General features: G+C 68.6%; 28 protein-coding genes. 16 read left to right on the plus strand and 12 right to left on the minus strand.

Annotated features, from left to right (window positions below; translation table 11 throughout):
• The 5 genes from sucB to FXN61_RS00025 all read left to right on the plus strand — a co-directional run.
• The coding region (sucB, locus tag FXN61_RS00005) for a 2-oxoglutarate dehydrogenase, E2 component, dihydrolipoamide succinyltransferase (protein ID WP_167969129.1) at window positions 1-799 on the plus strand (799 nt) is incomplete at its 5' end.
• A 166-nt stretch (window positions 800-965) separates the two neighbouring features.
• Window positions 966-1,856, plus strand: coding sequence for a TIGR01777 family oxidoreductase (locus FXN61_RS00010; protein ID WP_167969130.1), 891 nt, complete (start codon window positions 966-968; stop codon window positions 1,854-1,856).
• A gap of 103 nt (window positions 1,857-1,959) precedes the next feature.
• Complete coding sequence (locus FXN61_RS54055; protein ID WP_167969131.1) at window positions 1,960-2,445, plus strand: phosphatase PAP2 family protein; 486 nt, start codon at window positions 1,960-1,962, stop codon at window positions 2,443-2,445.
• The gene (gene lipB / locus FXN61_RS00020) at window positions 2,402-3,130 is read left to right on the plus strand and encodes a lipoyl(octanoyl) transferase LipB (RefSeq protein WP_167969132.1); all 729 of its coding nucleotides are present in this window, start codon (window positions 2,402-2,404) and stop codon (window positions 3,128-3,130) included. Before FXN61_RS54055 ends, lipB begins: the two co-directional genes overlap by 44 nt.
• 55 nt (window positions 3,131-3,185) lie before the next feature.
• Window positions 3,186-3,692 (plus strand): hypothetical protein, encoded by a 507-nt coding sequence (locus tag FXN61_RS00025; RefSeq protein ID WP_167969133.1) that lies wholly within the window; start codon window positions 3,186-3,188, stop codon window positions 3,690-3,692.
• Window positions 3,693-3,710: 18 nt separating this feature from the next.
• Here the strand turns inward: FXN61_RS00025 and FXN61_RS00030 are convergent, their stop codons facing one another.
• Genes FXN61_RS00030 through FXN61_RS00040 form a run of 3 tightly spaced genes read right to left on the minus strand, consistent with a single transcriptional unit; the run spans window position 3,711 to window position 5,952 of the window.
• Window positions 3,711-4,643, minus strand: a complete 933-nt coding sequence (locus FXN61_RS00030; RefSeq protein WP_167969134.1) for an LLM class F420-dependent oxidoreductase — start codon at window positions 4,641-4,643, stop codon at window positions 3,711-3,713.
• 11 nt (window positions 4,644-4,654) lie between these two features.
• Window positions 4,655-5,653 carry a CaiB/BaiF CoA transferase family protein gene (locus FXN61_RS00035; protein ID WP_188134519.1) on the minus strand — a complete coding sequence of 333 codons (999 nt, stop codon included), beginning with the start codon at window positions 5,651-5,653 and terminating at the stop codon, window positions 4,655-4,657.
• A complete protein-coding gene (locus tag FXN61_RS00040) occupies window positions 5,650-5,952 on the minus strand; it encodes an antibiotic biosynthesis monooxygenase family protein (RefSeq protein ID WP_167969136.1) in 303 nt (100 codons plus the stop codon). The genes FXN61_RS00035 and FXN61_RS00040 overlap by 4 nt, the downstream gene beginning before the upstream one ends.
• Window positions 5,953-6,062: 110 nt before the next feature.
• Here FXN61_RS00040 and FXN61_RS00045 point away from each other — a divergent pair, with 110 nt between their 5' ends.
• A complete protein-coding gene (locus tag FXN61_RS00045; RefSeq protein ID WP_167969137.1) occupies window positions 6,063-6,839 on the plus strand; it encodes a cyclase family protein in 777 nt (258 codons plus the stop codon).
• A 163-nt stretch (window positions 6,840-7,002) separates the two neighbouring features.
• On the opposite strand, the gene FXN61_RS00050 is transcribed toward FXN61_RS00045, so the two are convergent.
• From FXN61_RS00050 to FXN61_RS00085, 8 genes are all read right to left on the minus strand, one after another.
• Window positions 7,003-7,905: an acyltransferase domain-containing protein gene (locus tag FXN61_RS00050; RefSeq protein WP_167969139.1), complete on the minus strand. Its 903-nt coding sequence runs from the start codon at window positions 7,903-7,905 to the stop codon at window positions 7,003-7,005.
• Window positions 7,906-7,987: 82 nt separating this feature from the next.
• Window positions 7,988-9,202, minus strand: coding sequence for a ketosynthase chain-length factor (locus tag FXN61_RS00055; RefSeq protein WP_167969140.1), 1,215 nt, complete (start codon window positions 9,200-9,202; stop codon window positions 7,988-7,990).
• Window positions 9,199-10,467 (minus strand): beta-ketoacyl-[acyl-carrier-protein] synthase family protein, encoded by a 1,269-nt coding sequence (locus FXN61_RS00060; protein ID WP_167969141.1) that lies wholly within the window; start codon window positions 10,465-10,467, stop codon window positions 9,199-9,201. Before FXN61_RS00060 ends, FXN61_RS00055 begins: the two co-directional genes overlap by 4 nt.
• Complete coding sequence (locus FXN61_RS00065; RefSeq protein ID WP_167969142.1) at window positions 10,464-11,177, minus strand: hydroxymethylglutaryl-CoA lyase-like TIM-barrel protein; 714 nt, start codon at window positions 11,175-11,177, stop codon at window positions 10,464-10,466. Before FXN61_RS00065 ends, FXN61_RS00060 begins: the two co-directional genes overlap by 4 nt.
• Window positions 11,178-11,363: a hypothetical protein gene (locus FXN61_RS00070; RefSeq protein WP_167969143.1), complete on the minus strand. Its 186-nt coding sequence runs from the start codon at window positions 11,361-11,363 to the stop codon at window positions 11,178-11,180.
• A 44-nt stretch (window positions 11,364-11,407) separates the two neighbouring features.
• On the minus strand, window positions 11,408-12,343 hold the full coding sequence (locus tag FXN61_RS00075) for an aromatase/cyclase (protein WP_167969144.1): 936 nt from the start codon (window positions 12,341-12,343) through the stop codon (window positions 11,408-11,410).
• A 33-nt stretch (window positions 12,344-12,376) separates the two neighbouring features.
• Window positions 12,377-12,628: an acyl carrier protein gene (locus FXN61_RS00080; RefSeq protein WP_030465059.1), complete on the minus strand. Its 252-nt coding sequence runs from the start codon at window positions 12,626-12,628 to the stop codon at window positions 12,377-12,379.
• A 167-nt stretch (window positions 12,629-12,795) separates the two neighbouring features.
• The gene (locus tag FXN61_RS00085) at window positions 12,796-13,605 is read right to left on the minus strand and encodes an AfsR/SARP family transcriptional regulator (protein ID WP_167969145.1); all 810 of its coding nucleotides are present in this window, start codon (window positions 13,603-13,605) and stop codon (window positions 12,796-12,798) included.
• Between the two features lie 209 nt (window positions 13,606-13,814).
• Here FXN61_RS00085 and FXN61_RS00090 point away from each other — a divergent pair, with 209 nt between their 5' ends.
• From FXN61_RS00090 to FXN61_RS00105, 4 genes are all read left to right on the plus strand, one after another.
• Window positions 13,815-14,000 (plus strand): hypothetical protein, encoded by a 186-nt coding sequence (locus FXN61_RS00090; protein WP_167969146.1) that lies wholly within the window; start codon window positions 13,815-13,817, stop codon window positions 13,998-14,000.
• The gene (locus FXN61_RS00095) at window positions 13,997-16,258 is read left to right on the plus strand and encodes a TOMM precursor leader peptide-binding protein (protein ID WP_167969147.1); all 2,262 of its coding nucleotides are present in this window, start codon (window positions 13,997-13,999) and stop codon (window positions 16,256-16,258) included. The genes FXN61_RS00090 and FXN61_RS00095 overlap by 4 nt, the downstream gene beginning before the upstream one ends.
• A complete protein-coding gene (locus FXN61_RS00100) occupies window positions 16,255-16,929 on the plus strand; it encodes a hypothetical protein (protein ID WP_167969148.1) in 675 nt (224 codons plus the stop codon). Before FXN61_RS00095 ends, FXN61_RS00100 begins: the two co-directional genes overlap by 4 nt.
• 102 nt (window positions 16,930-17,031) lie before the next feature.
• Window positions 17,032-19,287 carry a sensor histidine kinase gene (locus FXN61_RS00105; RefSeq protein ID WP_167969149.1) on the plus strand — a complete coding sequence of 752 codons (2,256 nt, stop codon included), beginning with the start codon at window positions 17,032-17,034 and terminating at the stop codon, window positions 19,285-19,287.
• Between the two features lie 6 nt (window positions 19,288-19,293).
• Here the strand turns inward: FXN61_RS00105 and FXN61_RS00110 are convergent, their stop codons facing one another.
• A complete protein-coding gene (locus FXN61_RS00110; RefSeq protein WP_167969150.1) occupies window positions 19,294-19,899 on the minus strand; it encodes a response regulator transcription factor in 606 nt (201 codons plus the stop codon).
• 111 nt (window positions 19,900-20,010) lie between these two features.
• Between FXN61_RS00110 and wrbA the strand changes: the two genes are divergently transcribed.
• From wrbA to FXN61_RS00140, 6 genes are all read left to right on the plus strand, one after another.
• Window positions 20,011-20,598 carry an NAD(P)H:quinone oxidoreductase gene (gene wrbA, locus FXN61_RS00115; RefSeq protein WP_167969151.1) on the plus strand — a complete coding sequence of 196 codons (588 nt, stop codon included), beginning with the start codon at window positions 20,011-20,013 and terminating at the stop codon, window positions 20,596-20,598.
• Window positions 20,599-21,621 carry a ketoacyl-ACP synthase III family protein gene (locus FXN61_RS00120; protein ID WP_167969152.1) on the plus strand — a complete coding sequence of 341 codons (1,023 nt, stop codon included), beginning with the start codon at window positions 20,599-20,601 and terminating at the stop codon, window positions 21,619-21,621.
• A gap of 79 nt (window positions 21,622-21,700) precedes the next feature.
• Window positions 21,701-22,519: an SDR family NAD(P)-dependent oxidoreductase gene (locus tag FXN61_RS00125; protein ID WP_167969153.1), complete on the plus strand. Its 819-nt coding sequence runs from the start codon at window positions 21,701-21,703 to the stop codon at window positions 22,517-22,519.
• A 52-nt stretch (window positions 22,520-22,571) separates the two neighbouring features.
• Window positions 22,572-23,687 (plus strand): winged helix DNA-binding domain-containing protein, encoded by a 1,116-nt coding sequence (locus tag FXN61_RS00130; protein ID WP_223165259.1) that lies wholly within the window; start codon window positions 22,572-22,574, stop codon window positions 23,685-23,687.
• Window positions 23,684-24,757 carry a winged helix DNA-binding domain-containing protein gene (locus FXN61_RS00135; RefSeq protein WP_167969154.1) on the plus strand — a complete coding sequence of 358 codons (1,074 nt, stop codon included), beginning with the start codon at window positions 23,684-23,686 and terminating at the stop codon, window positions 24,755-24,757. Before FXN61_RS00130 ends, FXN61_RS00135 begins: the two co-directional genes overlap by 4 nt.
• Before the next feature lie 25 nt (window positions 24,758-24,782).
• On the plus strand, window positions 24,783-25,619 hold the full coding sequence (locus FXN61_RS00140) for an SMP-30/gluconolactonase/LRE family protein (RefSeq protein ID WP_167969155.1): 837 nt from the start codon (window positions 24,783-24,785) through the stop codon (window positions 25,617-25,619).
• Window positions 25,620-25,627 lie beyond the last annotated feature (8 nt).

Genomic DNA, 25,627 nt, shown 5'->3' on the forward strand with positions numbered 1-25,627 from the left:
CGCGCCCGCCGCTGCTCCGGCTGCCACCGCCCCTGCCGCCCGCACCGCCGCCCCGGCCGCGGTCGACAACTCGGGCAAGCGCGGCACCGTGCAGAAGCTCCCGCGTCTGCGTCAGATCGTCGCGCAGCGCACGCGTGAGTCGCTGCAGATGTCGGCCCAGCTCACCCAGGTGTTCGAGGTCGACGTGACCAAGATCGCCCGGCTGCGCAACCAGGCGAAGAAGGCGTTCGAGGCACGTGAGGGCGCGAAGCTCACGTTCCTGCCGTTCTTCGCCAAGGCCGCCATCGAGGCGCTCAAGGCCCACCCGGTGCTCAACGCGTCGATCGACGAGGAGCGCAAGGAGGTCACCTACCACGGTGCCGAGCACCTCGGTCTGGCGATCGACACGGAGCGCGGCCTGCTCAACGCCGTGATCCACAACGCAGGTGACCTGAACCTGTCGGGCATCGCCCACAAGATCGGTGACCTGGCGGCGCGCGCCCGTTCGAACAAGCTCACGCCGGACGAGCTCACCGGTGGCACGTTCTCGCTGACGAACCTGGGCAGCAACGGCGCGCTCTTCGACACCCCGATCATCCAGCAGCCGCAGGTCGGCATCCTGGGCGTCGGCGTGGTGAAGAAGCGTCCGGTCGTCATCACCGACGTGAACGGCGACGACACGATCGCGATCCGCTCGATGATGTACCTCGCGCTCACCTACGACCACCGCCTGGTCGACGGTGCGGACGCGGGCCGCTTCCTCACGACGGTCAAGAACCGTCTCGAGGAGGGCGCGTTCGAGGCCGACCTCGGCCTTTGAGGCCCTGACCAGCGTTGATATCCAATACATTGGGTATCGGTAGCTGACATATCGGATACTGGTCGAAGGCCACCCCGGTTCTGCCGGGGTGGCCTTCGGCACATCCGGGCTCCGGTATGCGATGTATTGCTGTGCAGGCGATGGCACAGTGGGGAACGATCTATCTATGCGAGTTGTCATCGCGGGATCGTCGGGCCTGATCGGAACGAGCCTGGTGGCGTCCATGCGCGCCGCCGGCCACGAGGTGCTGCGGCTGGTGCGCCGCAAAGCCGCCGCGCCCGACGAGCGCGGGTGGGATCCGTACGCCGGGCGCATCGACGAGGGAACGTTCGACGGCGTCGACGCCGTCATCAACCTGTGCGGTGCGGGCATCGGCGACAAGCGGTGGGACGACGCGCGCAAGCAGGTGCTGCACGACAGCCGGGTCGTGCCGGCCGAGGTGTTGTCGGCGGCGGTCGTCGAGCACGGCGTGCCGACCCTGGTGAACTCGTCGGGCGCCCACTTCTACGGCGACACCGGCTCGCGGCTCGCGGACGAGGACGCGCCGGGCGGGCACACGTTCATGTCGCGGCTGACCCAGGACTGGGAAGCGGCGACGACCGTGGCGCAGGAGGGCGGCGTGCGCGTGGTGCTCATGCGCACCGCTGTCGTGATCTCGCCGTCGGGTGGCGTGTTCGGACGGTTGAAGCCGATGTTCCAGTTCTTCCTCGGTGGGAAGCTCGGGACCGGCGAGCAGTTCTTCCCGTGGGTGTCGCTGGACGACGTCGTGTCGGCCTATCGGTTCGTCGTCGAGCACGACGACATCAGCGGGCCCGTGAACGTCGCCGGTCCGACGCCGGTGACGAACGCCGAGTTCACCAAGGCGGTCGGCACGGCGCTGCACCGGCCGACGCCGTGGGTCGTGCCCGCGTTCGCGTTGAAGACGTTGCTCGGCGGTGAGATGGCACAGGAGCTGCTGCTGAGCGGACCGGGGCTGACGCCGAAGGTTCTGGAGAGCCGCGGGTTCCACTTCATGCATCCGGCGCTGCCGGCCGCGCTGAGCACGGCGGTTGCATGACGCGTGTCACCGCCGCTGTTCTGATGATCTCCTGGATCTTGCTCGGCATGCCGGAGGTCACCGGGCTCGACGTGTGGGTGCACGACGGGTTGCCGCGGCCGGAGTGGCTGCGGGTGACGGCGTTCGTGGTGAGCCTGGTGCTCGGGCCGACGCTCGGGTGGGCGTTCGCGGCGGTGCTGTTCGTACTGGCCTGGCGGCGGCGCGATCTGTTGTTGTGGAAGGCGTTGGCGCTGCACGGGCTGTGCTGCGCGACGTGCTGGTGCGGTGGCTGTTCGACCGGGTGCGGCCCATCGAGTACCACCTGCCCAGCTACCCCAGCGGGCACACGGTGGCGGTCGCCTCGGTCGGGTTCACGATGGTCGTGCTCCTGCGGCATCGAATGTCTTGGGGCAGCGTGTTGTGGGCCGTGCTCGCGGTGCTCGTGGGCGGGTTCGCCAGGGTCGTGCTCGAGATGCACTGGGTCACCGATGTCATCGGCGCGGCGCTGGGTGTGACGGGCGTTGGTCTCGTGGCAGCACTCGCTCTGGGGTTGGTAACGTCGGGTCGTGAACTCGTGCCGCACCTCGTCAGACCCCGTCGTCGTCCGTGAGCTGGGGCTCATCGACTACATGGCGGCCTGGGACCTCCAGAAGGAGATCGCGGACGAGCGCGCGAACCGCACCGGCCCCGACACGCTGCTGCTGCTGGAGCACCCGCCCGTCTACACCTGCGGCAGGCGCACGCTCGACGAGGAACGCCCCCGCGGCGGCGACACCCCGGTCCTCGACGTCGACCGCGGCGGCAAGATCACCTGGCACGGCCCCGGCCAGCTGGTCGGCTACCCGATCATCGGGCTGACCGAGCCGATGGACGTGGTGCAGTACGTCCGCCGCATCGAGCAGGGCCTGATCGACGTGTGCGACCGGCTCGGCGTGCACACCGGCCGGATCGAGGGCCGCAGCGGCGTGTGGATCCCCGCCGACGACCGAGGTCCGGAGCGCAAGGTCGCCGCCATCGGCATCCGCGTGCAGCGCGGCGTGACGATGCACGGCTTCGAGATCAACTGCAACGCCAGCCTCGACGCGTTCGGCGACATCATCCCGTGTGGCATCAAGGACGCGGGCGTCGCGTCGCTCTCGCATGAGCTGGACCGCGACGTCACCGTGGCCGAGGTGCTGCCGATGGCCCGTGACGCTGTGCTCGCGGCACTGGAGGGAACGCTCCCCCTGACGGACCGCACTTTGACCCGCACTGGCCCCGTCGCGCCCGGTATCACCTTCGCTAGCATTCCGTAGCCCTGCGGCGGGGAACTGTAGGTTTCCTCGGGGGGATTCCGGAGGAGGGTGCGTCGTGAGGTTGTCCCGACGCCAGTTGTTCACGGCTGCCGGTGTCACGGCACTTGCGTCATCCGGGGGTGTTTTCGCGAACGGGCCGGTGGCAGTGGCGCAGACCGGGCCCGCGCGCACGTGGTCCGGTGAAATCCAGGCTGGCGACTGGGAGCGCTACTACCTCGGGCTCGACGGCGGGGCGCACCAGAAGGCGCTCAGCGCGTTGGGCATCGCCTGTCGCGACGGCGTCCGCGCCGACGAGCAGTACCTGATGGTGCCGGTCGAGTCCGTTCGGCGGGCCGCGCTCGAGTTCGGGGATCACGCGGCCGCCGATGTGTTGCGCGACCGCTTTCAGCTCGACGCGCCGTCGATGCTCGGGCGTGGGCTGAAGCTGGTGCTCGGGCAGGACGGGCTCGAGGCCCGCTACCTCGACGATCCCGCGTTGCAGCTGCGATATATCGGATATCGGCGGCGCTTCGCGAAGTACGTCATGCCGATGCCGGCGACGGTTCGCAAAGCACTCGCCTGATATCCAATACCCCGTATATCAGCCCAGTTGGGGTGCCACGTCCGCGGCGATCTCGGTGATGTGGTCGAGGTCGGCCAGGTCCAGCATCTGCAGGTAGACGCGCTGGACACCGGTCGCCTCGCGCCACGTGCCGATGCGGTCGACGATCTCGGCCGGGGTGCCGCAGAGGCCGTTCTGCTTGAGCTCGTCGACCTCCCTGCCGAGCACGGCGGCGCGGCGGGCGACGTCGGCGTCGGTGCGGCCGACGCACGCGATGAGGGCGACCGAGCGGATGATCTCCTGAGGGTCGCGGTCCATCTCGGCGCACGCGGCGTCGACGCGGGCGAACTGCTCGACCGCGGCGTCGATGCCGACGAACGGCAGGTTGAACTCGGTGGCGTAGCTCGCGGCCAGCGCCGGGGTCCGGCGAGCGCCCATGCCACCGATCAGCACCGGGACGCGCTCCTGCGCGGGCTTGGGCAGCGCCGGCGAGTCGGTGAGCGTGTAGTGCTTGCCCTCGAAGGAGAAGGTGCCGCCGACCGGGGTCTCCCACAGGCCGGTGATGATCGCGAGCTGCTCCTCGTAGCGCTCGAACCGGGCACCCAGCGACGGGAACGGGATGCCGTAGGCCGTGTGCTCGGCGTCGTACCAGCCCGCGCCGATGCCGAACTCCACGCGGCCACCGGACATCTGGTCGACCTGGGCGACGCTGATGGCGAGCGGGCCGGGGTAGCGGAACGTCGCCGCGGTCATCAGCGTGCCCAGCCGGATCGTCGTCGTGTCGCGGGCGAGGCCGGCGAACGTGATCCACGGGTCCGTCGGGCCGGGCAGGCCGTCGACCGAGCCCATCTTGAGATAGTGGTCGGAGCGGAAGAAGGCGCCGTACCCGGCGTCCTCCGCCGTCCTGGCCACCCGGAGCAGGTCGTCGTAGCTCGCCCCCTGCTGGGGCTCTGTGAAGATTCGCAGTTCCACGAAAGCTGAATCTAGTCTGCGGAAAAACGTGGCGCCGGTGCGGCCGCACCGTCGGAGGTGAACACTCCGCGCGCCACCAGATGCGGGTGCGAAGCCGCCTCGTCCAAAGACAGCACCGGGGTCACGCAGGCGTCCGTGGCCGCGAACACCTCCGACCACTCGTCGCGGGTCCGGGTCAGGAACGCCTCGGCGAACGTCTTACGCAGCAACGGCCAGGCCTCACGGTCCATCTGCGCGGGAAGATCGTCAGCAGACAGACCCAGGCCGGACACGAGCAGGGCGTAGAACTGCGGTTCCAACGAGCCGACCGCGACGGAACGGCCGTCCGCGCATTCGTACAACGAGTAGAACGGGCACCCGCCGTCCAGCAGGTTCGAGTCCGGCGAGTCCTCCCACACCGACTGCGACTTCATCGACCAGATCATCTGCGCCAGCGACGCCACACCGTCGACGATCGCCGCGTCGACGACCTGGCCGCGGCCGGTGCGCTGCCGTTCCCACAACGCCGCCAGCACGCCCAGCACCAGGTAGAGCGAGCCGCCACCGAAGTCGCCGACCAGGTTCAGCGGTGGCTTGCCGATCGCGTGCAGAACACCGGTCAACGACAGGTAGTTGATGTCGTGACCGGCGCGCTGAGCCAGCGGACCGTCCTGGCCCCAGCCGGTCATCCGCGCGTAGATGAGACCCGGATTGACCGCAAGGCAGTCGGACGGACCCAGGCCGACCCTTTCCAGCACGCCGGGCCGGAAGCCCTCGATCACCACGTCGGCAGAGGAGATCAGCGACAGGACCGAGGCACGGCCGTTGGCGGACTTCAGGTCCGCGGACACCGAACGCCTGCCGCGCAACAGGAAGTCGCGGGAGGCGTCCGGCACCACGGACAGGCCACCGGACGGACGCTCGACGCGCACGACCTCCGCGCCGAGGTCCGCGAGCAGCATCGCGCCGTGCGGACCGGGCCCGATGCCGCCGAACTCGACGACCTTCAGGCCCTGCAACGGATTCATCAGGCCGAGCCGGGAGATTCGAACGACAGGCGCGGGGCGAAGATCGCGCCCTGCGACTCGGCCAGGCCGCGCATCGCCTTGGCGTGGTTGCCGAAGTCCGGGTGCGCCAGCGCCGCGCGCAGAGCGTCAGCGCTCTCCCACAACGCGATGTTCACGTACGAGGCCGGGTCGTCCAGCTGGCGCGAGAGCGTGTACCTGATTAGACCCGGCTGCTCCCGCAGGAACGCCGCCGTCTCGTCGAAGGCCTTCTCGAACTCCTCTGGCTCACCGGTGAGCATGAAGCGGTTGACGAAGGTGATCATCGATGGCTCCCTGTCGGAAACGGTGTCGGCTGCACCACTTTGCTTGTGGGACAAACCATGCACACCGCGTCTTGAGACGTGCTCAAGGAACGCCCGCCAAGCTCGGAAGCATGCGCATCATCGATCTGTCTTCCCACATTGACGCATCCGCGTACGAAGCGGACCCGGTGACGCACGAGGTGCTCACGGCCGCCCAGGGTGCCCAGCACATGGCCGAGCAGCTCCAGGCGCGGCTGGGCATCGAGTTCGACGTGTCCGTGCTGCGGGACTCGGAGTTCCTCACGCTGGACCGGATCAGCCTGACCTCCCACACCGGCACCCACGTCGACGCGCCGTCCCACTACGGCTCGAAGACCACGTACGGCAACGGAATCCCGCGCCACATCGACGAGATGCCGCTGGAGTGGTTCCACAACCCCGGCGTGAAGCTCGACGTCCGCGGCCACGGCACCGGCGCCATCGGCCCCGAGGTGCTGGAGAAGGAGTTCGCCCGCATCGGCTACACGCCGAAGCCGATGGACATCGTCATCCTCGACACCGGCGCCGCGGAGCACGCGGGCACGCAGACCTACTTCACCGACTACACCGGACTCGACGGCCCCGCCACGAACCTGTTGCTGGACCTGGGGGTCAAGGTGATCGCCACCGACGCGTTCAGTCTCGACGCGCCGTTCCCGGACATCGTCAAGCGCTACCTCGCGACCAAGGACGAGAGCGTGCTGTGGCCAGCGCACTTCGCCGGCCGCGACCGCGAGTACTGCCAGATCGAACGCCTCTCGAACCTGGAGGCGTTGCCGGACTTCGGATTCACCGTCGTCGCGTTCCCGGTCAAGATCAAGGGCGCCGGAGCGGGCTGGACCAGGGCCGTCGCGCTGCTCGACGACTAGCTCTCAAGTGAGAGCTGAATCACCGTACCTACCGTGAAAGGTATGGACAACAACGAAATACCGCCGCCGGAGAACGAAGACCACATCGTCCGCGGCATCGACTAGATGCCCGCCAAAGGGCCGCCCTTCCCCGAACCGGGAGAGGGCGGCCCTTTTATACGTCTCACACCAGACGAGCCTTGGCGGACTCAACGGAGTCCGAGGCGTCCAGCAACGGCAACACCTGAGAGGCACCGGACCGCACGGCCTTGGTGCGGCGAGCGAAGGACGTCAGCGTCTGGCCGGGTCCCGCCTCCACCAGCAGGACGTCGTACATCGCCACCAGTTCGTTCAACGCCGGTCCGAAGTAGACGGCGTCGGTCAGCTGACGCGTCCAGAACCGCGGCGACAAAGCGTCCTCGGACGTCATCAGCTTGCCCGTGTAACCCGAGTACACCGGCATCTGAGGCGCGCGAGGCGAAGCGCTCCAGGAAGCCAGTGCTTCGTCCACGGCAGGCTGCATCGCCGGGCTGTGGAACGGCGTCGAGGCGGGCACCGTCACGACGATGTACTCGTCCGCCTCCAACCGCGCACGCACACGAGCCAGCGGCTCGTCCGATCCGGCCAGCATCGTCTGCCGAGCCGAGTTCACCGCGGCGATGGCGACATCGCCTTCCAGATACGGCACCAGGTCCGCCTCGGAGGCCGCCACCGCCAGCATCCCGCCGGACGGAATCGGCACCGCCGACAACACCCGGTCCCGCACCAGGGAAACCGCCTCGTCCAAAGCGAAAACGCCGGCCAGCGTGGCAGCGACGACCTCACCGGCGGAGTGCCCGATCAACGCGACGGGCTTGACACCCCACGACAAAACGGTGCGCCCCAACGCGTAGTCGACCGCGAACAACAACGGCTGGGCGCGCGACACGTGGTCGATGTCAGCGCCGGCCAGCCAGACCTCGCAGGCGACCGCGCCGACCTCGCCGAACAGCTCGAACACCTCGTCGATCACAGAGGTGAACACGGCGTCCGTGCCGTACAGGGACGCCGCCATCCGCGGGTACTGCGACCCCTGCCCGGGAAACATCAGTGCTACATCCACAAGAAGCCTCCAGAAAAAGCTCAGGGGCCGCGAGGGAAATCTCGCGACCCCTGAGCAACGGGTGACATCACCTGTACTCGCGAACCACCATGGCGGAGTTGAACCCGCCCTTGCCGCGCCCGAGCACCAGAGCGGCCTTCACCTTGCCGTGCCGTGCCTCGTTCATGACGAGGTCGATCTCGTACTCCGGCACGGGGTTCTCGACGTTGACGGTCGGCGGGATCGCGCTCCAGTAGATGGAGAGGATCGCCGACGCCACGTCCAGGGACCCACCACCGGCGAACAAACGGCCTGTCATGGTCTTCGGCGCCGTCACCGGCACGCCGTACGGCCCGAAGATCCCCTTGATCGCCTCGGCCTCGGCCTTGTCGAGCTCGGGAATGCCTGCCGCGTCGGCGAACACCACGTCGATCTCCGAGGCGTCCATGCCGGCGTCGCGCAACGCCAGCTCGGCCGCCCGCTTCAGCCCCGGCTCCCTCGAAGGCATCCGCGAGTCGAACGTCGAGGCGTACCCGACGATCTCGCCGTAGATCCTGGTGCCGGGACGCCCTGCCGCCGACTCCGGCGTCTCCAGCACCATGATCGCACCGCCCTCGCCCGCGACGTACCCGGAGGCGTCACGGTCGAACGGCAGGTAGGCGCGCTTCGGGTTGTTGTTGCGGGACAAGCAACCCGATGCCTGGTGCGCCACCCAGGCCCACGGGCACAGCGAAGAGTCCATGCCGCCGGTCAGGGCGAGCTGAACACCCTTGCGCAGCTGGCGCCGAGCGTGCCCGATGGAGTCGATGCCACCGGCCTGCTCGGACACCACCACCGCGCCAGGGCCGCGTGTGCCGTGGCGGATGGAGATCTGGCCCGTGTTGACCGCGTAGAACCACGCGAACGACTGGTACGCCGAAACGTACTCGGGGCCCTGGTGCCACAGCTTCTGCAGCTCGCGCTGACCGAACTCGTACCCGCCCGCCGTCGCCGCGGTGATCACCGCGATGTCGGTGTCCGGGATGTCGTTCGGCTGCACACCGGCACCGCGCAACGCCCAGTCCGTGCCCACCAGGGTCAGCCGCGTCATGTGGTCGGTCTGCGGCAGCAGACGACCCTGCAGGTGCCGTCCTGCCTCGAAACCCGGCACCTCACCCGCGATCTTCGCCCAGTAGTTCGCGCTGTCGAACCGGGTGATCGGCTTGATCGCCGCCTCCCCGTGCAGGGTCGCCCGCCAGTACGCGGTCGGCCCCAGCCCGTTCGGCGACGCGATGCCGATTCCCGTCACCACCGCCCGAGTCACCGGCCTGCCCCTTCCACCTTTTTGAGCACCATGGCGCTCTGGAATCCACCGAAACCACTGCCCACGGTGAGGACCGTGTCGACTTTCGCCTCGCGCGCGACCAGTGGCACGTAGTCCAGGTCGCACTCGGGGTCCGGCTCGTGCAGGTTCGCCGTCGGCGGGATGAGTCCCTCCTCGAACGCCAGCAGCGAGCCGACGATCTCCAGCGAACCGATCGCGCCGAGCGAGTGCCCGATCATGGACTTGAAGCCCGACACCGGCGTCTTGTACGCGTGCGCGCCCAGCGAACGCTTGAACGCCGCCGTCTCGTGCAGGTCATTCTGCTTGGTGCCCGAGCCGTGCGCGTTGATGTAGCCGACGTCCGTGGCGTCCGAACGTGCCTGCTTCAGCGCGATGTTGATGGCGTCGGACATCTCGATGCCCTCGGGGTGCAGGCCCGTCATGTGGTAGGCGTTGCACCGCGAGGCGAAGCCGGCGACCTCACCGTAGATGTGCGCGCCGCGAGCGCGGGCGTGCTCCAGCTCCTCGAGCACGATGATCGCGCAACCCTCGCCGAGGACCAGACCGTCGCGGGTCTTGTCGAACGGGCGGCACGCCGTGGTGGGGTCGTCGTTGCGGGTGCTGGACGCGCGGATCACGTCGAAGCACACCACGGTGATCGGGGAGAGCGGAGCCTCGGTGCCTCCGGTGACGACGACATCCGCGGAGCCCTCCATGATCAGCTCGGCGGCGTACCCCACCGAGTCGAGACCGGAGGTGCAGCCCGTGGAGACCACGGAGACCGGGCCTTCCGCGCCGACCGTCCACGCCAGCTCCGTCGCCATCGAGGACGGAGTGAAGTAGTCGTAGAGGTGCGGGACGGCGTAGGACTGGTCGACCTCCCAGTACTTGCCCCTGTCGGAGCCGACGATGAACTCACGCTCCAGCGAGGTCGTGCAACCGACCGCGGTGCCGAGCGAGACACCGATGCGGCCGGGGTCGAGCTGGTCGAACTCGATTCCCGAGTCGGCCAGCGCCTCACGGCCCGCGACGACAGCGAACTGCGCGGCACGGTCGAGCCTGCGGATCTCCTGCGGCGTAAGGCCTTCGCGCACGGGGTCGAAGTCTGCTTCCCCCGCCATGCGAGAACGGTACGGAGACGCGTCGAAGTGCGTGATGATGCGAGTCGCCGTACGCCCTTCGGACAGCAGTTTCCAATACGCCTTCGTTCCGATGCCACCAGGTGCGACCACGCCCACCCCGGTGATGACGGCGCGACGACTCATCGGACACCTCCAATCGCGGTCTGTGCGGACATGGTCTGCTCCAATCTCGGACAGGGCACGGGAGCGATACCTGTTTCTGCCGAATGCACCGATGGTGGAACGGCCCGATCGAGGCCACCTCGAACGACGGCGTAGAACCCCTGTACGAGTCCAGCCCCCGCATCCGCGGCGAACAGCTGCTTCGCCGAGGAACCGCCGTCGTCGTGACAACCAAAACCAAGGGGCACACCGGTTTCCGCGACCACCTCGACGATCTCGCCGATCTGGTCCGGCCACAGCTTGCCCGCTGTGTCGTGCAGCAACACGGTTTCCGCCCCAGCCTCCGCGGCCGTCAGCACGACCTCGAGCGCGTGCTCGGGGTCGATCAGCCAGCCGTCGAAGAAGTCCCGCGCCTCGACGATCACTCGCCGTTCGGCGCGCACGAGTTGACGCACGGCCTCCCGTACGACCGAGAAGCCGTGCCCTTGCACAACTATTGCCACCGCGGGGGTTTCCGCGGCGATCAGTGCCGTGAGGTCCTCCGCACCGCCGGACGCGATGAGGGTGGCCGTCCGCAACCGGAGCTCGATCGAGGCCCGGTGGTAGAACCATCGACCCGGCCGGCCTCCGTCGACGAACGTGACTCCGAGCGCGTCGAGGCGCCGCGCCGCGACCAGTCTGTCCGAAATGGACAGGCTGGTGCGACGCAGCGAGATGTCGTAGAGCTTCATCTAGAACCCCGACAGCAGTACGCGGGAGGCCTCGATCTCGTAAGCACAGGGCGCCACCTCGGAGGGACATCCCTTGCGCTGGTGCTCGACCGCGGCTTTCTCCAGGTACATCGACACCACGTACAGCCCGTTGCGGCCCGCGGCACGGGCCGCGGCGGTCAGCAGGTCCACGCCGGCCAACGCCATCGCCCATCACCCCAAACGAATCAGGCCTGCGAGCAGGCCGGAGGTCAGCCGTTCTCGGCGAACTCCTTCGCGTGCCGCAGCGTCGTGAGGCTGTTCGTGCCCAACGCGTGGCGGATCAGTTCACGAGCGCGCTCGACCGTCCCGTCAGGACCGAGCACCTCCGTCACGACCTCGGGACGAATGACGACGGTGTGGTGCGAGGTCGCCTCGACGCCCGCCTCGATGCCATCGCCGATGTCCCTGAGCGTCCACCGGCCGACGTGCGCGGCCATGATCGGCGGCGTCCTGGTCTGCTTGTAGACGATCGTGTCGTGCGGAGAACACACCCGCACGGAGTGGGTCGTGTGGATGGAGCCGTCCGGGCTGCGCGTGTCCATCTCCATGGACTGCACACCGGTCACGGCCTCGGTGAGGTCGAGCCGGGCGACGTGCGGCAGCCGCTGCGGCCACAGGTCCGACCGGTACAGGAACTCGTAGACGTCCTTGCGGGTCGCGTGGATCGTGATGCTGTCCGAGAACGACAGGACGTACTTGTCGTAGTCGTCGCCGAGCTCGGCGGCGCGCTTGAGCGCCGCGAGCTCGGCGTCGCTGTTGTTGTTCACCGCCTTCAGCACGACGTCGACGGCTTCCGGCTGCGCGGTGGTGAAGTGGTGCAGGAGGTCGACGCGGGTGGCCGAGTCGGCGATCGGCACGATGCGCCACTCCCCTCCCATCGACTTCACCGGCGCGGCCGAACGCTCCTGCTCGAACTTGACGTGCAGGTTCGCCGAGTCCAGCTCACGGCGTGACGTCCACGTGCGCACGTCACCGTTGGCGAAGGCGTGCAGCCGCAGCCGCTCGGTCGCCCCGTCGCGTTCGAACACCTCGGCGTGCACCGTGGGCCCGAAGGTGTACGGCCAGCGCGTCACGTCCGCGACCAGGTCGTACACCACCTTGGCGGGAGCACCGATCATGACCGTGTGCGTGGTGGTGTGCGTCATGTCCCCGTGTCTCCGTTCTCGGCTCACCGGCGGTCAGGCCGCGAGGTCGCCGTTGACCTTGGCCAGCAGTTCGCGCGGGGTCTCGATGTCCGCGAGTTCGTCGTCGCCGACACCGACGCCGTACCGGCGCTTGATCAGCGCCACCGTCTCCAGCAGGGCCAGCGAGTCGAAGCCCAGCTCGAGGAACGGAGTGTCGAGAATGTCCTGGCCGGCCTTGAACGAGTCGTCCTCGCCGGCGGCCTCGTTGAGAATCTCCTTGAGACCCTCGATGGTCAGTGCGCTCACGGCTTTTTTCCTTTCCTCACCGGGCGTTTCCGCGCGCCCACAAAGTGAGGTTGCCAGCACGCACTGGTAGTCCAGTGGAGGTTTCCTCGAACATCTCGGCGAGAAGTCGTTGCCCACAACGAAAAACGGCCCGCACCACAGTGTGGCGCGGGCCGCTGGAGTCTGAATCAGGCCAGAAGTCCTTGCAGCTGTCGGGCTTCCGCTCGGTCCAGGCGCGGGTCGGAGGTGACGATCGCGTGCTGCAACTGCTGCAGGCGCGCCGACGGCTCGACACCGAGCTCGTCGACGAGCGTGCGCCGCAACGCCCTGAACGCGTCCAGCGCCTGCCACTGCCGTCCCGCGCGGAACAGCGAGATCATGTATTGCGCGCACAGGTGCTCGTTCATCGGGTGCTGCACGGTCAGCACGGCGAGCTCGCTGAGCAGCGACTTGTGCTTGCCCATCCGCATGTCCGCCTCGATGCGCGTCTCCAGCACACCGAGCCGTGCCTCCTCCAGGCGCACGATCTCGACGCCGAGCGGCATGCCCGGCCGGACGTCGACGATGGCGGGCCCGCGCCACATCTCCAGCGCCGAGCGCAGCAGCCGCGACGCGGCCGCGTAGTCGTCCGCCTCGTAGGCGTTGTGGCCGGCGCGGGCGAGACGCTCGAACTCGTGCACGTCGACGGCCTCCTCCGGCACGTCGAGCAGGTAGCCGCCGTAGCGGGTGACCAGCACCTCCTTGGCGCCGCTCTCGTCGGACGAGGCCAGCGCCTCACCGATCAGCCTGCGCAGCTGCAGGATGTAGGTCTGCAACGTGGTGCGTGCGCTGCGCGGCGGGCGGTCGTCCCACAGCTCCTCGATCAGCGTCGGCACGGACACCACCGAGCCGGAGTGCAGCGCGAGCAGTGCCAGGATCTGCCGCGGCTTGGCCGCTGACGGCGTCACCGAGCGACCGTTCACCTTGGCCTCGACCGGCCCCAGGACCTTGATCTGCATCGCCGTCCCTCCTTCTGCTCGAACCATTGGATCAGTGTGATCCGCTGGTCGGGGCGGCGTTAGTGCCTCAGCCATCGATCTCGGGTGAGTTCTCCCCGGTGCGGGTATGAGAACTTCATACCGGGGCGCATTAGCCGGTAACTACCGGTCCATTACCGCTGGTCGGCACGATTACTCACAACAATCGACCGCAAACATCGGAGATGCGCATGTACCCCACCGTCACCGTGGAGCACCTGGCTTCCGTCACCGCCGCCGACGACTCCGACGACATGAAGATCTACGAGTTCGACCGTGAAGCCACGATGGACTGGACGACCTGGATCGTCCCCAGCTGCGGCTGGACCTCGCCCGGCGACCGTTTCAAGGCCCAGGTAGAGATCCTCGCCGCATGAGACACGACCTGGTCGGACTGGGCGAGCAGCGCATCGGGTTCAAACGACATCTCCGGCCGCAGATAGTGCAGGGTGAAGCCGTTTACCTCTTCGGGGAGTCCGGGGTCACGGCCATTGCGGGCACCCACGTCGAGTCACTGGCGACGTTGCTCGACGGCACCCGCGATCTCGCCGCACTGCTGCGCGACGCTCCCACCGATCTGACCGCCGACAAGGTGGAGAGCATGCTCACGCGGCTCGCCGCGGCGGGACTGATCGGCAGGCGGGGCACGGAGGACGGTTCGGCCACTACGGAGGCCTCGCTCGCGTACTGGGACGCGGCGGGTCTCGATCCCGCGGACGCGGTGACGGCGACAACGACGTCGCTCGTCTCCGTCGTCGCGATCGGCGACATCGATCGTGACGCGCTCGTGGAAGCCTTGCACCGCAACGGACTCACGGTCACCTCGGGGAGTGGTGACCTGACGGTCGTGGCGTGTGCGGACTACCTGGCACCTGAGCTCCGCGACATCGACGAGGCACATCGCGCCGCCGGCACCCCGTGGTTGCTGGTCAAACCGGTCGGCGCGCAGGTGTGCGTGGGGCCGTTCGTCACCCCGGGTGACGGCCCGTGCTGGCGTTGCCTGGCCACCCGCCTCTCGGCGAACCGGAAGGCGGAGGCCCACGTGCGAGCGCGGTGCGGACAGAGTGGTCCGGCACCGCGCCCCGTCATCGGACTGCCGTCGCTGCACGCGACGGCGCTCGACATCGCGTCGGTCGAGGCGACGAAGTGGCTAGCGGGAATCCGCCACGAGGCGCAGCGGTCGATCTGGAACTACGACAGCCTGACCATGAAGGTCACGCAGCACGAGGTGCGGCACCGTCCGCAGTGTTCCGGCTGCGGCGACCCGGAAGTCGTCGCGCGCAGGGCGTTCGAGCCGGTCACGCTGACGAGTCGCGTGAAGCGCTCCTGCGAGGGCGGCGGCCACCGGTCGTCGTCCCCGCAAGAGCTGCTCGACACCTACCGGCACCTCATCGGACCGGTCACCGGCGTCGTGCAGGAGATCCGCCGCAACGAGGGCGGGCCGGCCTTCTTCAACTCGTTCGTGTCCGGCTCGAACGTCGCGGCCGCCGGCGAGGGCGTCGAAGGGCTGCGTTCGTCGCTGCGAGCCGACACCGGAGGCAAGGGCGTGACGCCGCTCGACGCCCAGGTCGGTGCGCTCTGCGAGGCCGTGGAACGACGCAGCGGCACCTGGTTCGGCGAAGAGGCTCGGGTGAGCGGCAGCTACGCCTCGCTCGGCGGCCTCGCGATCCACCCCGACACCGTGCAGCAGTACCACCCGCGCCAGTTCGACGACCGTGAGGCGTGGAACGCGAAACACTCGGCGTTCCAGCACGTCACCACTCCGTTCGACGAGAACGAGGTGATGGACTGGACCCCGCTGTGGTCGCTCACCGAACGACGGCACAAGTTCCTGCCGACCGGCATGCTCTACTTCGGCGCCCCCTGCCCCCCGAGTGTCACGTCGGACTCCAACGGCTGCGCCGCCGGCAGCAGCCTGGAGGACGCGGTGCTGCAAGGGCTGCTCGAGCTGGTCGAACGGGATGCGGTCGCCATCTGGTGGTACAACCGCACGCCGATGCCTGCCGTGGACCTGGACTCGTTCCACGACGCGTGGGTCGACGAGTGCCGCGAGGTGCACGCGAGCCTCGGTCGCGATGTGTGGCTGCTCGACGTCACGGCCGACCTGGGCGTGCCGGTGATGGTGGCCGTGTCGCGGTCCACCAGCGGCCCTCGTGAGGACATCATGCTCGGCTGTGGCGCGCACCTGGACCCGCGGATCGCCGCACGACGGGCGCTCACGGAGCTGAACCAGTGCATGCCGATGATCTGCGGGCAGGTCCGGCTGGACGCGTTCGACGTCGACACCAGGAACTGGTTCGAGCACACCCGCCTCGACGAGCAGCCGTGGCTGGCCCCGGACCCCGCCGAGCCGCAGCGGGACGTGTTCCACCACGGCTACCAGCACCGGAGCGACCTGTCCGACGACATCCGCGCGATCCAGGGCACACTGGAGGCCCATGGGATGGAACTCCTGGTGCTCGACCAGACCAGGCCCGACATCGGGCTTCCCGTCGTCAGGGTCGTCGTGCCGGGACTGCGGCACTTCTGGTCGAGATTCGCTCAAGGGCGCCTCTACGACGTACCGGTACAACTGGGTCGACTGGACCGACCTCGCCGATACGAAGAGCTCAACCCGATCCCGTTGTTCATGTGACCCCACCTGCCGGAGCGGAGGCGTCCGTGGTGCCCACCCAGTCGCACGTCCCAGCGGGCCGCCCGCTGTGGTCGTTGCTAGAGGATGCCTTCGTCGACGAGAGCGGCGAGCACCTCACCGTGCACGGAAGGTGGGGCGCGATCCAGCTCGCCGACACCAGTCCGATCGTGCGAGAAGCGTTGCACCGCATGAGTCTCGGCCCCGTCGCGCTGGAGAACATCTCCGCGCTGCACGAGAACTTCGTGCGCTGGAAGACCGGCGGCGGACCGTGCCTCGTCTGGCGCAAGCTCAAGAACACGCTCGACCAGCTGGGTGGCTGCGTCGTGCCGTCGCTCGGCCTGGACGACGGCGCGGGGCCGATCCTGTCGGTGGTCGCGGTGACCGGTGACGCCGTGTTCACGTTGCCGCACATCGAGGACGACGAGATCGTCTCCATGCGGCCCGGCACCGAGATCGAGCGGCTGAACGGCGACCAGGCACTGACCTGCGGAGGTCAGCAGTACCAGGTGATCCTGCACAGCGCGCCCGCGACGGAGATCGCGAAGTCGCTGCTCGACAACGAGACGACGATCGAGCAGGTCGCGGAAGCGCTGCAGGTCGACAGGACGCTCGTCGCGGACGTCGTCGCCTACCTCGCCGGAGCGCGGCTCGTCGTCGTCGCGAGGTGTTGAGCCGTCGCCATGTTGCTCCGATCGAGGATCGCAAAACGCGAGATTTCCCAGGAAGCGCCCGTATCATGGCCGCGTCCCGACCCTCGCGTGGGAGCTGCTGCTGTGACACTGCGACAGGAACGCTCATCCGTCTCCCGTCGCTTGGCGTACGTCGTGATCAGCGTGGTGTTCGCCAACTATCTCGGCAACGCCTTCATCTACGTCCTTCTGGCCGGTGCCACGCCCGTGCGGATCGTGAGCTCGCTGGCCTGCCTGCTCGCGATCGGATACCTGCAGCTGCGGGTGTTCTCCCGGCCGAGTGCGAACCTGCGGTCCGCGAAGGCGTATCTGGCGCTGGGTGCGATGGCGCTGCTCGTGTTCGCGCCGGTGCCGTTCTTCGGCTACGCGTGGGGAGGCATGCCCGGTTTCCTCGCGGGCAGCGCACTGCTGGTGCTGCCCGGCCGCGTGCGGTGGCTGGTGTTCGTCGGGGTGGCGATGGCCAATGCCGCGACCAAGGTCAGCTCCGGCATCACGCTCGGCCTGCTGGCCTATTCCATGGCGGCGACGCTGGTCGCGGGCCTGGTCGTCTACGGCCTGTCCCGGTTGCCCTCGCAGGTCCTGCAGCTGGAGAACGCCCGGTCGGAGCTCGCCGATCTCGCGGTGTCGCAGGAGAGGTTGCGGTTCGCCCGTGACGTGCACGACCTGCTCGGATTCAGCCTGTCCGCGATCACGCTCAAGGTGGAGCTCGCCCGCAAGATGATCGGCGACCACACCGACCGTGCCGTGCGCGAGCTCGCGGAGATCCTCGGCATCGCCCGCGACGCGTTGACGGACGTTCGTGCGGTGGCGTCGAGCTATCGCGAGCTGTCGCTGGCCGACGAGATCGACTCGGCACGGTCCGTGCTGACCGCGGCCGGTGTGGCGGCCACGATCGAAATGGACCACGCCGAGCTCTCGCCACGGTCCCGGACCGTGCTGGCGACGGTGTTGCGTGAGGGCGTGACGAACCTGCTGCGGCACAGCAATGCCACCCGCTGCTCGATCACCGTCAGCGGCACGGGCCGGATGGTGTCGATCGACATCGTCAACGACGGCACACCCACCGAGGCCCCCACGGACCACGGCAGCGGCCTCACCAACCTCGCCACTCGCACCAGCGCCATCGGCGGTTCACTGCTCGCGAAGTCCTTCCCTGACGGCACCTACCGGCTGCGCGCCGAGGTACCGGCCGATCCGGCGTCCGAGCAGCCGGTCAGCGGCCCCCGTCCGGTCGGCCCGTCGATCCCGACGCGGTTCGCGCAGGTGCTGCTGACCGCGGTGGTGATCGGGTACGGCGTGATGGCGGCGGCGCTGGCGACGTACAGCGTCCCCGTCGGGTCTGCCGCTTTCGCCAGCGCCGCGGTGAGCAGCGCTCTGATCGCCCTGCTGGTGCTGGGTGTCGTGAGCCACCCCCGCGTCCGGACGAACTCCGCACTCGGCTACGCGGCGCTGGCAGGGCTGGCCGTCTGCGTCTACGTGCCCCAGTTCGTGTTCCACAACCCGAATCTCGGCGGCGTGCCGGGCTTCCTCGCCGGCTCCGCGGCGCTGGTTCTGCCCCGGTGGTTCGGCTGGGCCGGGTTCGTGGCGGTCGTCGCCGGGCAGGGCGTCATCCAAGGCGTGTTCGGCTATCCCACGGCCGACATCGCCTACGGCGTGATGGCCACGATGAACCACGGCCTGGTGCTGTACGCGTTGACGCGGCTGCGGTCCATGGTGACCGAGCTGCACGAGGCGCGTGAGGAGCTGGCCACGGCGGCGGTGACGCAGGAAAGGTTGCGGTTCGCGCGCGACCTGCACGACCTGCTCGGATTCAGCCTGTCCGCGATCACGTTGAAGAGCGAGCTCACGCACCGGCTGCTCACGATCGACCCCGGCCGGGCCAGGCAGGAGCTCACCGAGGTGCTGGACATCTCCCGGCAGGCGCTGGCCGACGTGCGGTCGGTGGCGTTGAGCTACCGCGAACTGTCGCTGAACGAGGAGACCCAGTCGGCGCAGGCGTTGCTGTCCGCGGCCGACATCGAGGTGACCGTGCGGATCGACGCGTGCGAGGAACTGCCCACGGACGTGCGGGTGACGCTGGCGACGGTGTTGCGTGAGGGCGTGACGAACCTGCTGCGGCACAGCAAGGCCGAACGCTGCGAGATCGTGCTGTCCAGTTCGCCGCGGCTGGTGACGATGGACATCATCAACGACGGGATTCCCACGACGGAACGGAACTCCCGCAACGGCAGCGGTATCGGCAACCTCACCACCCGCGTCTGTGCGCTCGGCGGCAGCCTCGACGCCGGTCCCACGTCCGAGCGCACCTTCCGGCTGCACGCCGAGATCCCGCTCGCCTGACCCGGTTCAGATCCAGCCGGCTTCCTCCGCGATGCGGATGGCGTCGACGCGGTTGCGGCCGTTCAGCTTGGTGATGATGGTCGTCATGTAGTTGCGGACGGTTCCGGTCGACAACGACAGGGCGACCGCGATCTCCGGAGCGTCCGAGCCGGCCGCGGCGAGGCGCAGCACCTCCAGCTCACGGTCGGTCAGCGGGCACTCCCCCCTGTCCCAGGCCGCGAGCGCCAGCTGCGAGTCGACCACTCGCTTGCCTGCCGCCACGTCACGGATCGCGCCGGCGAGCTGGCCGGGCGGGGCGTCCTTCAGCAGGAAGCCGTCCACGCGGGCGGCCAGCGCCTTGCGCAGCGTGCCGGGCCGACCCAGCGACGTGAGCATCAGCGTGCGGACCGACGGCATCGTCTCCCGGATCTTCGCGGCGGCGGTGAGGCCGTCGAGGATCGGCAGGTCGATGTCGATCACCGCGACGTCCGGCCGGTGTTCCCGCACCATCGGAACGATCTTGTCCCCCGAGCTCACCTCGGCGATGACCTCGATGTCCGGTTCCAGGTTGAGCAGCGCGATTAGGGCACCGCGCACCATGTGCATGTCCTCGGCCAGCAAAACCCTGATCATCGCGCCCCTCCGATCGACACAATATCCCCCGTCGTTCAGGTCGCGCTCGACGCCGCGTCGAGGTGTACCGACAACGGTGGTGGGGACCTGCCTTGCGAAAGGGATCCCGCCATGGAACGCAGCGTCAACGTGACCGTTGTCTACTACTCGTCAACCGGGACGATCCACCGCATCGCCACCGAGATCGCCGAGACGGCGGAGAAGGCGGGTGCCGAGGTCAGGCTCGTCAAGGCGGCCGAGCTCGCGCCGCGGACCGCCGTGGAGTCACGGCCGGCCTGGGCCGCCCACCTCGAGGCGACAGAGGATGTTCCGCACGCACAGGTGGACGACGTCCTGTGGGCCGACGCGGTCATCTTCGGGACGCCCACGAGGTTCGGCAACATGTCGGCCCAGCTCAAGCAGTTCATCGACACGCTGGGACCCGCGTGGTTCCAGGGTCGCTTGGCGGGCAAGGTGTACAGCGCTTTCACGTCGGGAGGCAGCACGCACGGCGGCATGGAGACCACGCTCGTCTCGATCTACAACATGGTGTGCCACTTCGGCGGGATCATCGTGCCGCCGGGGCTGAACGAGAACCCCTATGGCACCTCCCACGTGCTCGGCTCGGACAGCAAGCCCGTGAGCGAGCTCGCGTTGCAGTCCGCACGTGTGCAGTCCGGCCGGGTCGTGCGCGTCGCCCGTGCACTGAAGGAGGTCTGAGTGCGCGTCGACGGCATTTACGTGCGGGGCAACGGGATCCGCCTCCCCGCCACGCTGAACGTGCAGGACGCGATCGACTCCGGCGAGTGCGAACCGAAGCTGGTCGCGCGCACGGACGTTGTCAGCGTCGCGTACTCCCCGGAGGAGTCGGCCGCAGAGATGGGCGTCAAGGCCGCGAACCAGGCGCTCGCCAGGGCGGGCAGCACCGGTGAGGACGTCGAGCTGATCCTGCACGCCACGACCTACCACCAGGGCCAGGACCTGTGGCCGGTCGGCAGCTACGTCCAGCGCGAGACCGTCAGGAACAGCTGCCTGGCACTGGAGATCAGGCAGATGTCCAACGGCGGCATGGCCGCGCTGGACCTCGCCGTCCGCTACCTGAGCCCCGGCAAGGACGCGCTGCTCACCACGGCCGACAGGTTCTGCCTGCCCGGCATCGACAGGTGGCGCACGGACCCCGGAACGCCTTACGCGGACGGCGCGAGTGCCCTCGTCCTGTCGCGCCGCGGCGGATACGCGCGGCTGCTTTCATTGGCCATCAACGCGGATTCCGATCTGGAGCCGTTGCACCGCGGCGACGAGCCGATGGGCCTCGCACCGTTCGAGCACCGCATGCCCGTGGACTTCGAGGCCGCCAAGCGCGCGTTCGCCAAACGGTTCGGGCTCTCCTTCGGCATCAACAGGGCGAACGCCGGCCAGGCTGCCGCGGTCGAGGAAGCGCTGGCGGACGCGGACATGAAGCTCGGCGACGCGGACTGGGTGGTGCTGCCGCACTTCGGCAGGCGCCGCCTGGACGTGAACTACCTGCGGCCCTACGACATCGACCCCGCGCGGACCACGTGGGAGTGGAGCCGCACCGTCGGGCACCTCGGCGCGGGCGACCAGTTCGCCGGGCTCGGCCACCTCGTCGACACCGGGCAGGCCCGGCCTGGGCAACGGGTCGTGCTGTTCGGCGTCGGCGCCGGCTACAGCTGGGGCTGCGCGGTCGTCGAGATCGACGCGAAGCCGTCCTGGGCCGCCTGAGCGCGGTTCTAGTGGAAAACCAGGCCGTTTTGGCTGGATGTACGCGACACCCGTATGGCTTTGGAAAGGAACGCACACCATGTCCGACCAGCCGTTTGAAGGCCAGCGAGTCGTCATCACCGGTGGTGGCACCGGTATCGGCAAGCACGCGGCCGTCGAGTTCGCGAAGCTGGGCGCAGCGAGCGTGATCATCACCGGCCGCCGCAAGGAACGGCTGGACGAGGTCGCCGAGCTGCACCCGAACATCGTCCCGGTCGCCGCGGACGTCACCACGGCAGAGGGCGCGCAGGCCGTCGCCGACGCCGTGGAGACCAACGGCGCCAAGCTGGACGTGCTCGTGCACAACGCCGGCATCTTCCGCAACACGCTCGCCGAGTACTTCGACGAGAAGGCCAGCAACGACCTGCTCAACATCAACCTGCTCGGCCCCGTGCGCCTCACCAGCGCGCTGTACCAGTACCTCAGCAAGCCGGGCGGCAACATCGTGTTCGTCTCGTCGGTCGCGGGCCACAACCCCGAGCCCGGCGCCGCCCTGTACGCGGCCAGCAAGGCCGGCATGCACAGCCTGACGCTGACGTGGGCGCGCGAGCTGGCCCCGCTCGGGATCCGGGTCAACGCCGTCGCCCCTGCCGGCGTGCGCACCGAGGTCTACGCGGCCAACGGCCTCAACGACGAGGAGACCGACGCGATCTTCGCGACGCTGGCGGACATCATGCCGCTGGGCCGCACCGGCACGGTCGAGGACATCACGCCGTGGATCACGCTGCTCGCCAGCCCCGCCAGCTCCTGGGTCACCGGGCAGATCATCACGATCGACGGCGGCCAGGACCTCACCGCCGGCACCGACCACCTGTTCCTGTCGTGGTTCCGCTCCCGGCTCGAGGGCGATGCGGCCTGACACGCCCCGCTCTTTCACAGGCGGTCGTCACCGGATGGAGAGGTAGCCTCCGGTGACGGCCGCATTCCCGCGTTTGACCCGAAAGGCCACCAACGTGCTGGACCGCCGCGCGATCAACCGAGCCACGCTCGCGCGCCAACTCCTGCTGCGGCGCCACGACATGAGCGTGCTCGAAGCCACCGAGCAGCTCGTCGGGTTGCAGGCGCAGCTGCCGTTCCCGCCCTACATCGGGCTCTGGAGCAGGCTGAGCTCCTTCGACCGCGAGGAGCTGGCGAAGCTCATCCTGGACCGGCAGATCGTGCGGTCCTCGCTCATGCGCTACACCATGCACCTCGTGACCACGACGGACCTGTTGTGGTTGCGGCCGTTGCTCCAGCCGGTGCTGGACCGCGCGCAGAAGGGCTTCTTCGGCCGCGAGACCGAGGGCATGGATCTCGGCGAGATCGCTGGGCACGGCCGCAAGCTGCTGAACGGCAATGCCCTCACCCAGGTCCAGCTGCGCGAGGCGATGAGCGAGAGGTTCCCCGGCCGCGATCCCCTGTCGCTGGCCTATTCCGTGCAGTACCTCGTGCCACTGGTGCACATGCCACCGTGGGGCAAGGGCGGTTCGGTGCCGTCGACGCTCGCGGAGTCGTTCCTCGACCGGAAGCTCACCAAGGACCCCGATCCCCAGCAGCTGGTGCGCCGCTACCTCGCCGCGTTCGGCCCCGCCACCGTCAAGGACCTGCAGGCGTTCAGCGGCCTCACGTTCATGGCCAAGGTGTTCAAGGAGATGGGCGACGAGCTGGAGGTCCTCACCACGGACACGGGCCAGGAGCTCTACGACCTGCCGGGCGCACCGCGGCCGGACGGCGACACCCCGGCGCCCGTCCGGTTCCTGCCCGAGTACGACAACCTGATGGTGTCGCACTTCGACCGCGGCCGCGTGATGGACGACGACATCCGCAAGAAGGTCTGCGTCGGCGCGGGCATCGCGGCCACGCTGCTGGTCGACGGGTTCGTGCGCGGTATCTGGAAGCTCAAGGAGCAGAAGAAGACCGCGACGCTCACCCTCACCCTGTTCAAGCCTTTGTCCAAAAAGGACCTGAAGGCGGTCGAGAAGGAAGCGGACGGGGTGCTGCGGTTCGCCGCGCCGGACGCGACGACGCGGGAGCTCGTGGTCGCGTGAAACTCGGCGCACGAGCACTGAACCGGGCACTGCTGGCCCGGCAGTTCCTCCTGGAACGCACCGAAAAGACCCCGCTCGAGGTCGTGGAGCACCTCGTGGGCATGCAGTCCCAGGTCCCGCTCTCGCCGTACGTGGGCCTGTGGTCGCGCGTGAACGGCTTTCAGCCCTCCGACCTCGCTGCCACACTGGAGAACCGCGAAACGGTCCGCATCGTGCTCATGAGGGCCACCATCCACCTCGTGAGCGCCCGCGACGCGCTCATGTTGAGGCCGTTGCTGAAGCCCGTGCTGGACCGCACGAACTTCACCGGCCACAACGGAAAGCAGATCGAGGGCATCGATCCTGTTGAGCTGGCACAGCGCGGTCGAGAGTTGCTCGAAGAAGAACCCCGCACGCGCGAGGATCTCGGCAAACTCCTGAAAGAGCACTGGCCGGGCCACCAGGCGACCGCATTGGCCTATGCGGTGCAGCTCCTCGTCCCGCTCGCGCAGATCCCGCCACGGGGCGTCTGGGGGCTCGCACCGGGCCGCGGCGCACACGCCACCCTGAACACCTGGCTCGGCGCGGAGTCCCTGCCGGAACCGTCGATCACCGAGGTCGTCTCCCGCTACCTCCGCGCGTTCGGCCCGGCGAGCGTCCAGGACGCGCAGACGTGGTCCGGGCTCACGAGGCTGTCGGAGGTGTTCGAACGGTTGCCGCTCAAGCGGTTCAGCGACGAGAACGGCCGGACGCTCTACGACCACGAGGACGCGTCAAGACCGGACGAGGACACCCCGGCGCCACCGCGGTTCCTGCCCGAGTTCGACAACATCGCGCTCTCGCACGCCGACCGCACGCGGATCATCTCCCCCGGCTTCAACGGTTCCTCGACGCGCGGCAGCTTCACCGTCGACGGATTCTTCGCCGGCACCTGGAAGATCGAGAAGAAGAAGCAGGCAGCGACTCTGCTCATCAAGCCGTACCAGCGGCTGCTCAAGCGCGACAGCGCCGAGGTCGAGGCCGAAGGGCGCCGGCTGCTGCGGTTCGCCGCGCCGATGGCCGAGCACTCCGCAGTCTTCGAGCAAACCTAGAGCACGCTGCGGTTTTCTTGCCGGTATGACGACGATCGCGCTGCCGGACGGATTCCGGCCAGAGTCGATGACGATCGGGCCCGGTCCGTTCGCGTACTACGGTTCGCTGGCCGACGGCTCCATCTACCGGGCGGACCTGATCACGGGCGAGGGCAAGACGATCCACCAGGGACCCGGCACCGCCTCGGCCGGCGTGAAGATCGACCGCAGGGGGCGCCTCTTCATCGCGGGCGGCTTCGCCGGTGACGCCCACGTGATCCACGCCGCCTCCGGTGCCACCCTGGCGTCCTACCCGCTCGCGGGCCTGGTCAACGACTTCGCGCTCACCCCGACGGCCGCGTGGGCCACCGACTCGGTCATCCCGGTGCTGTGGAAGCTGCCGCTGGGCGGCAACGGCGAGCTGCCGGAGCCGGAGCAGGTCGAACGGCTGGAGCTCACCGGGGACATCCAGTACCGCGAGGAAGGCTTCAACGCCAACGGGATCTGCCGCACCCCGGACGGCACGGCGTTGCTCGTCAACCAGTCCAACACGGGCGGACTGTTCCACGTGGACACCACGACCGGCCGCGCCACGAGCGTCGACCTCGGCGGCGACGACCTGGCGGACTGCGACGGCATGGTGCTGGACGGCGACCTGCTGTACGTGGCGATGGGTGTGCGCAACGAGGTCGCGCTCGTGCGGCTCAACCACGAGGGCACGGTCGGCAAGGTCCTGCGCCGGGTGAGCGACCCCCGGTTCGACATCCCGAGCTCGCTCGCCCTGCACGAGGACCTGCTGTACGTGATCAACGGCAGGTTCACCACCGAGGCCACGCCGGAGACGACCTACACATCGGTCGCGGTTCCCCGGCCCACACACTGAAAAAGAGG

The organism is Lentzea indica, from assembly GCF_012184385.1.
In the GTDB taxonomy this organism is placed as follows: Bacteria; Actinomycetota; Actinomycetes; order Mycobacteriales; family Pseudonocardiaceae; genus Lentzea; species Lentzea indica.

Excerpts from the sequence above, each read along its gene's own strand:
- FXN61_RS00010 (WP_167969130.1), top strand. The coding sequence starts at position 966 with ATGCGAGTTGTCATCGCGGGATCGTCGGGCCTGATCGGAACGAGCCTG.
- FXN61_RS00040 (WP_167969136.1), bottom strand. The coding sequence starts at position 5,952 with ATGATCACCTTCGTCAACCGCTTCATGCTCACCGGTGAGCCAGAGGAG.
- FXN61_RS00045 (WP_167969137.1), top strand. The coding sequence starts at position 6,063 with ATGCGCATCATCGATCTGTCTTCCCACATTGACGCATCCGCGTACGAA.
- FXN61_RS00050 (WP_167969139.1), bottom strand. The coding sequence starts at position 7,905 with ATGTTTCCCGGGCAGGGGTCGCAGTACCCGCGGATGGCGGCGTCCCTG.
- FXN61_RS00060 (WP_167969141.1), bottom strand. The coding sequence starts at position 10,467 with ATGAGTCGTCGCGCCGTCATCACCGGGGTGGGCGTGGTCGCACCTGGT.
- FXN61_RS00065 (WP_167969142.1), bottom strand. The coding sequence starts at position 11,177 with ATGAAGCTCTACGACATCTCGCTGCGTCGCACCAGCCTGTCCATTTCG.
- FXN61_RS00070 (WP_167969143.1), bottom strand. The coding sequence starts at position 11,363 with ATGGCGTTGGCCGGCGTGGACCTGCTGACCGCCGCGGCCCGTGCCGCG.
- FXN61_RS00075 (WP_167969144.1), bottom strand. The coding sequence starts at position 12,343 with ATGACGCACACCACCACGCACACGGTCATGATCGGTGCTCCCGCCAAG.
- FXN61_RS00085 (WP_167969145.1), bottom strand. The coding sequence starts at position 13,605 with ATGCAGATCAAGGTCCTGGGGCCGGTCGAGGCCAAGGTGAACGGTCGC.
- FXN61_RS00090 (WP_167969146.1), top strand. The coding sequence starts at position 13,815 with ATGTACCCCACCGTCACCGTGGAGCACCTGGCTTCCGTCACCGCCGCC.
- FXN61_RS00095 (WP_167969147.1), top strand. The coding sequence starts at position 13,997 with ATGAGACACGACCTGGTCGGACTGGGCGAGCAGCGCATCGGGTTCAAA.
- FXN61_RS00110 (WP_167969150.1), bottom strand. The coding sequence starts at position 19,899 with ATGATCAGGGTTTTGCTGGCCGAGGACATGCACATGGTGCGCGGTGCC.
- wrbA (WP_167969151.1), top strand. The coding sequence starts at position 20,011 with ATGGAACGCAGCGTCAACGTGACCGTTGTCTACTACTCGTCAACCGGG.
- FXN61_RS00125 (WP_167969153.1), top strand. The coding sequence starts at position 21,701 with ATGTCCGACCAGCCGTTTGAAGGCCAGCGAGTCGTCATCACCGGTGGT.
- FXN61_RS00140 (WP_167969155.1), top strand. The coding sequence starts at position 24,783 with ATGACGACGATCGCGCTGCCGGACGGATTCCGGCCAGAGTCGATGACG.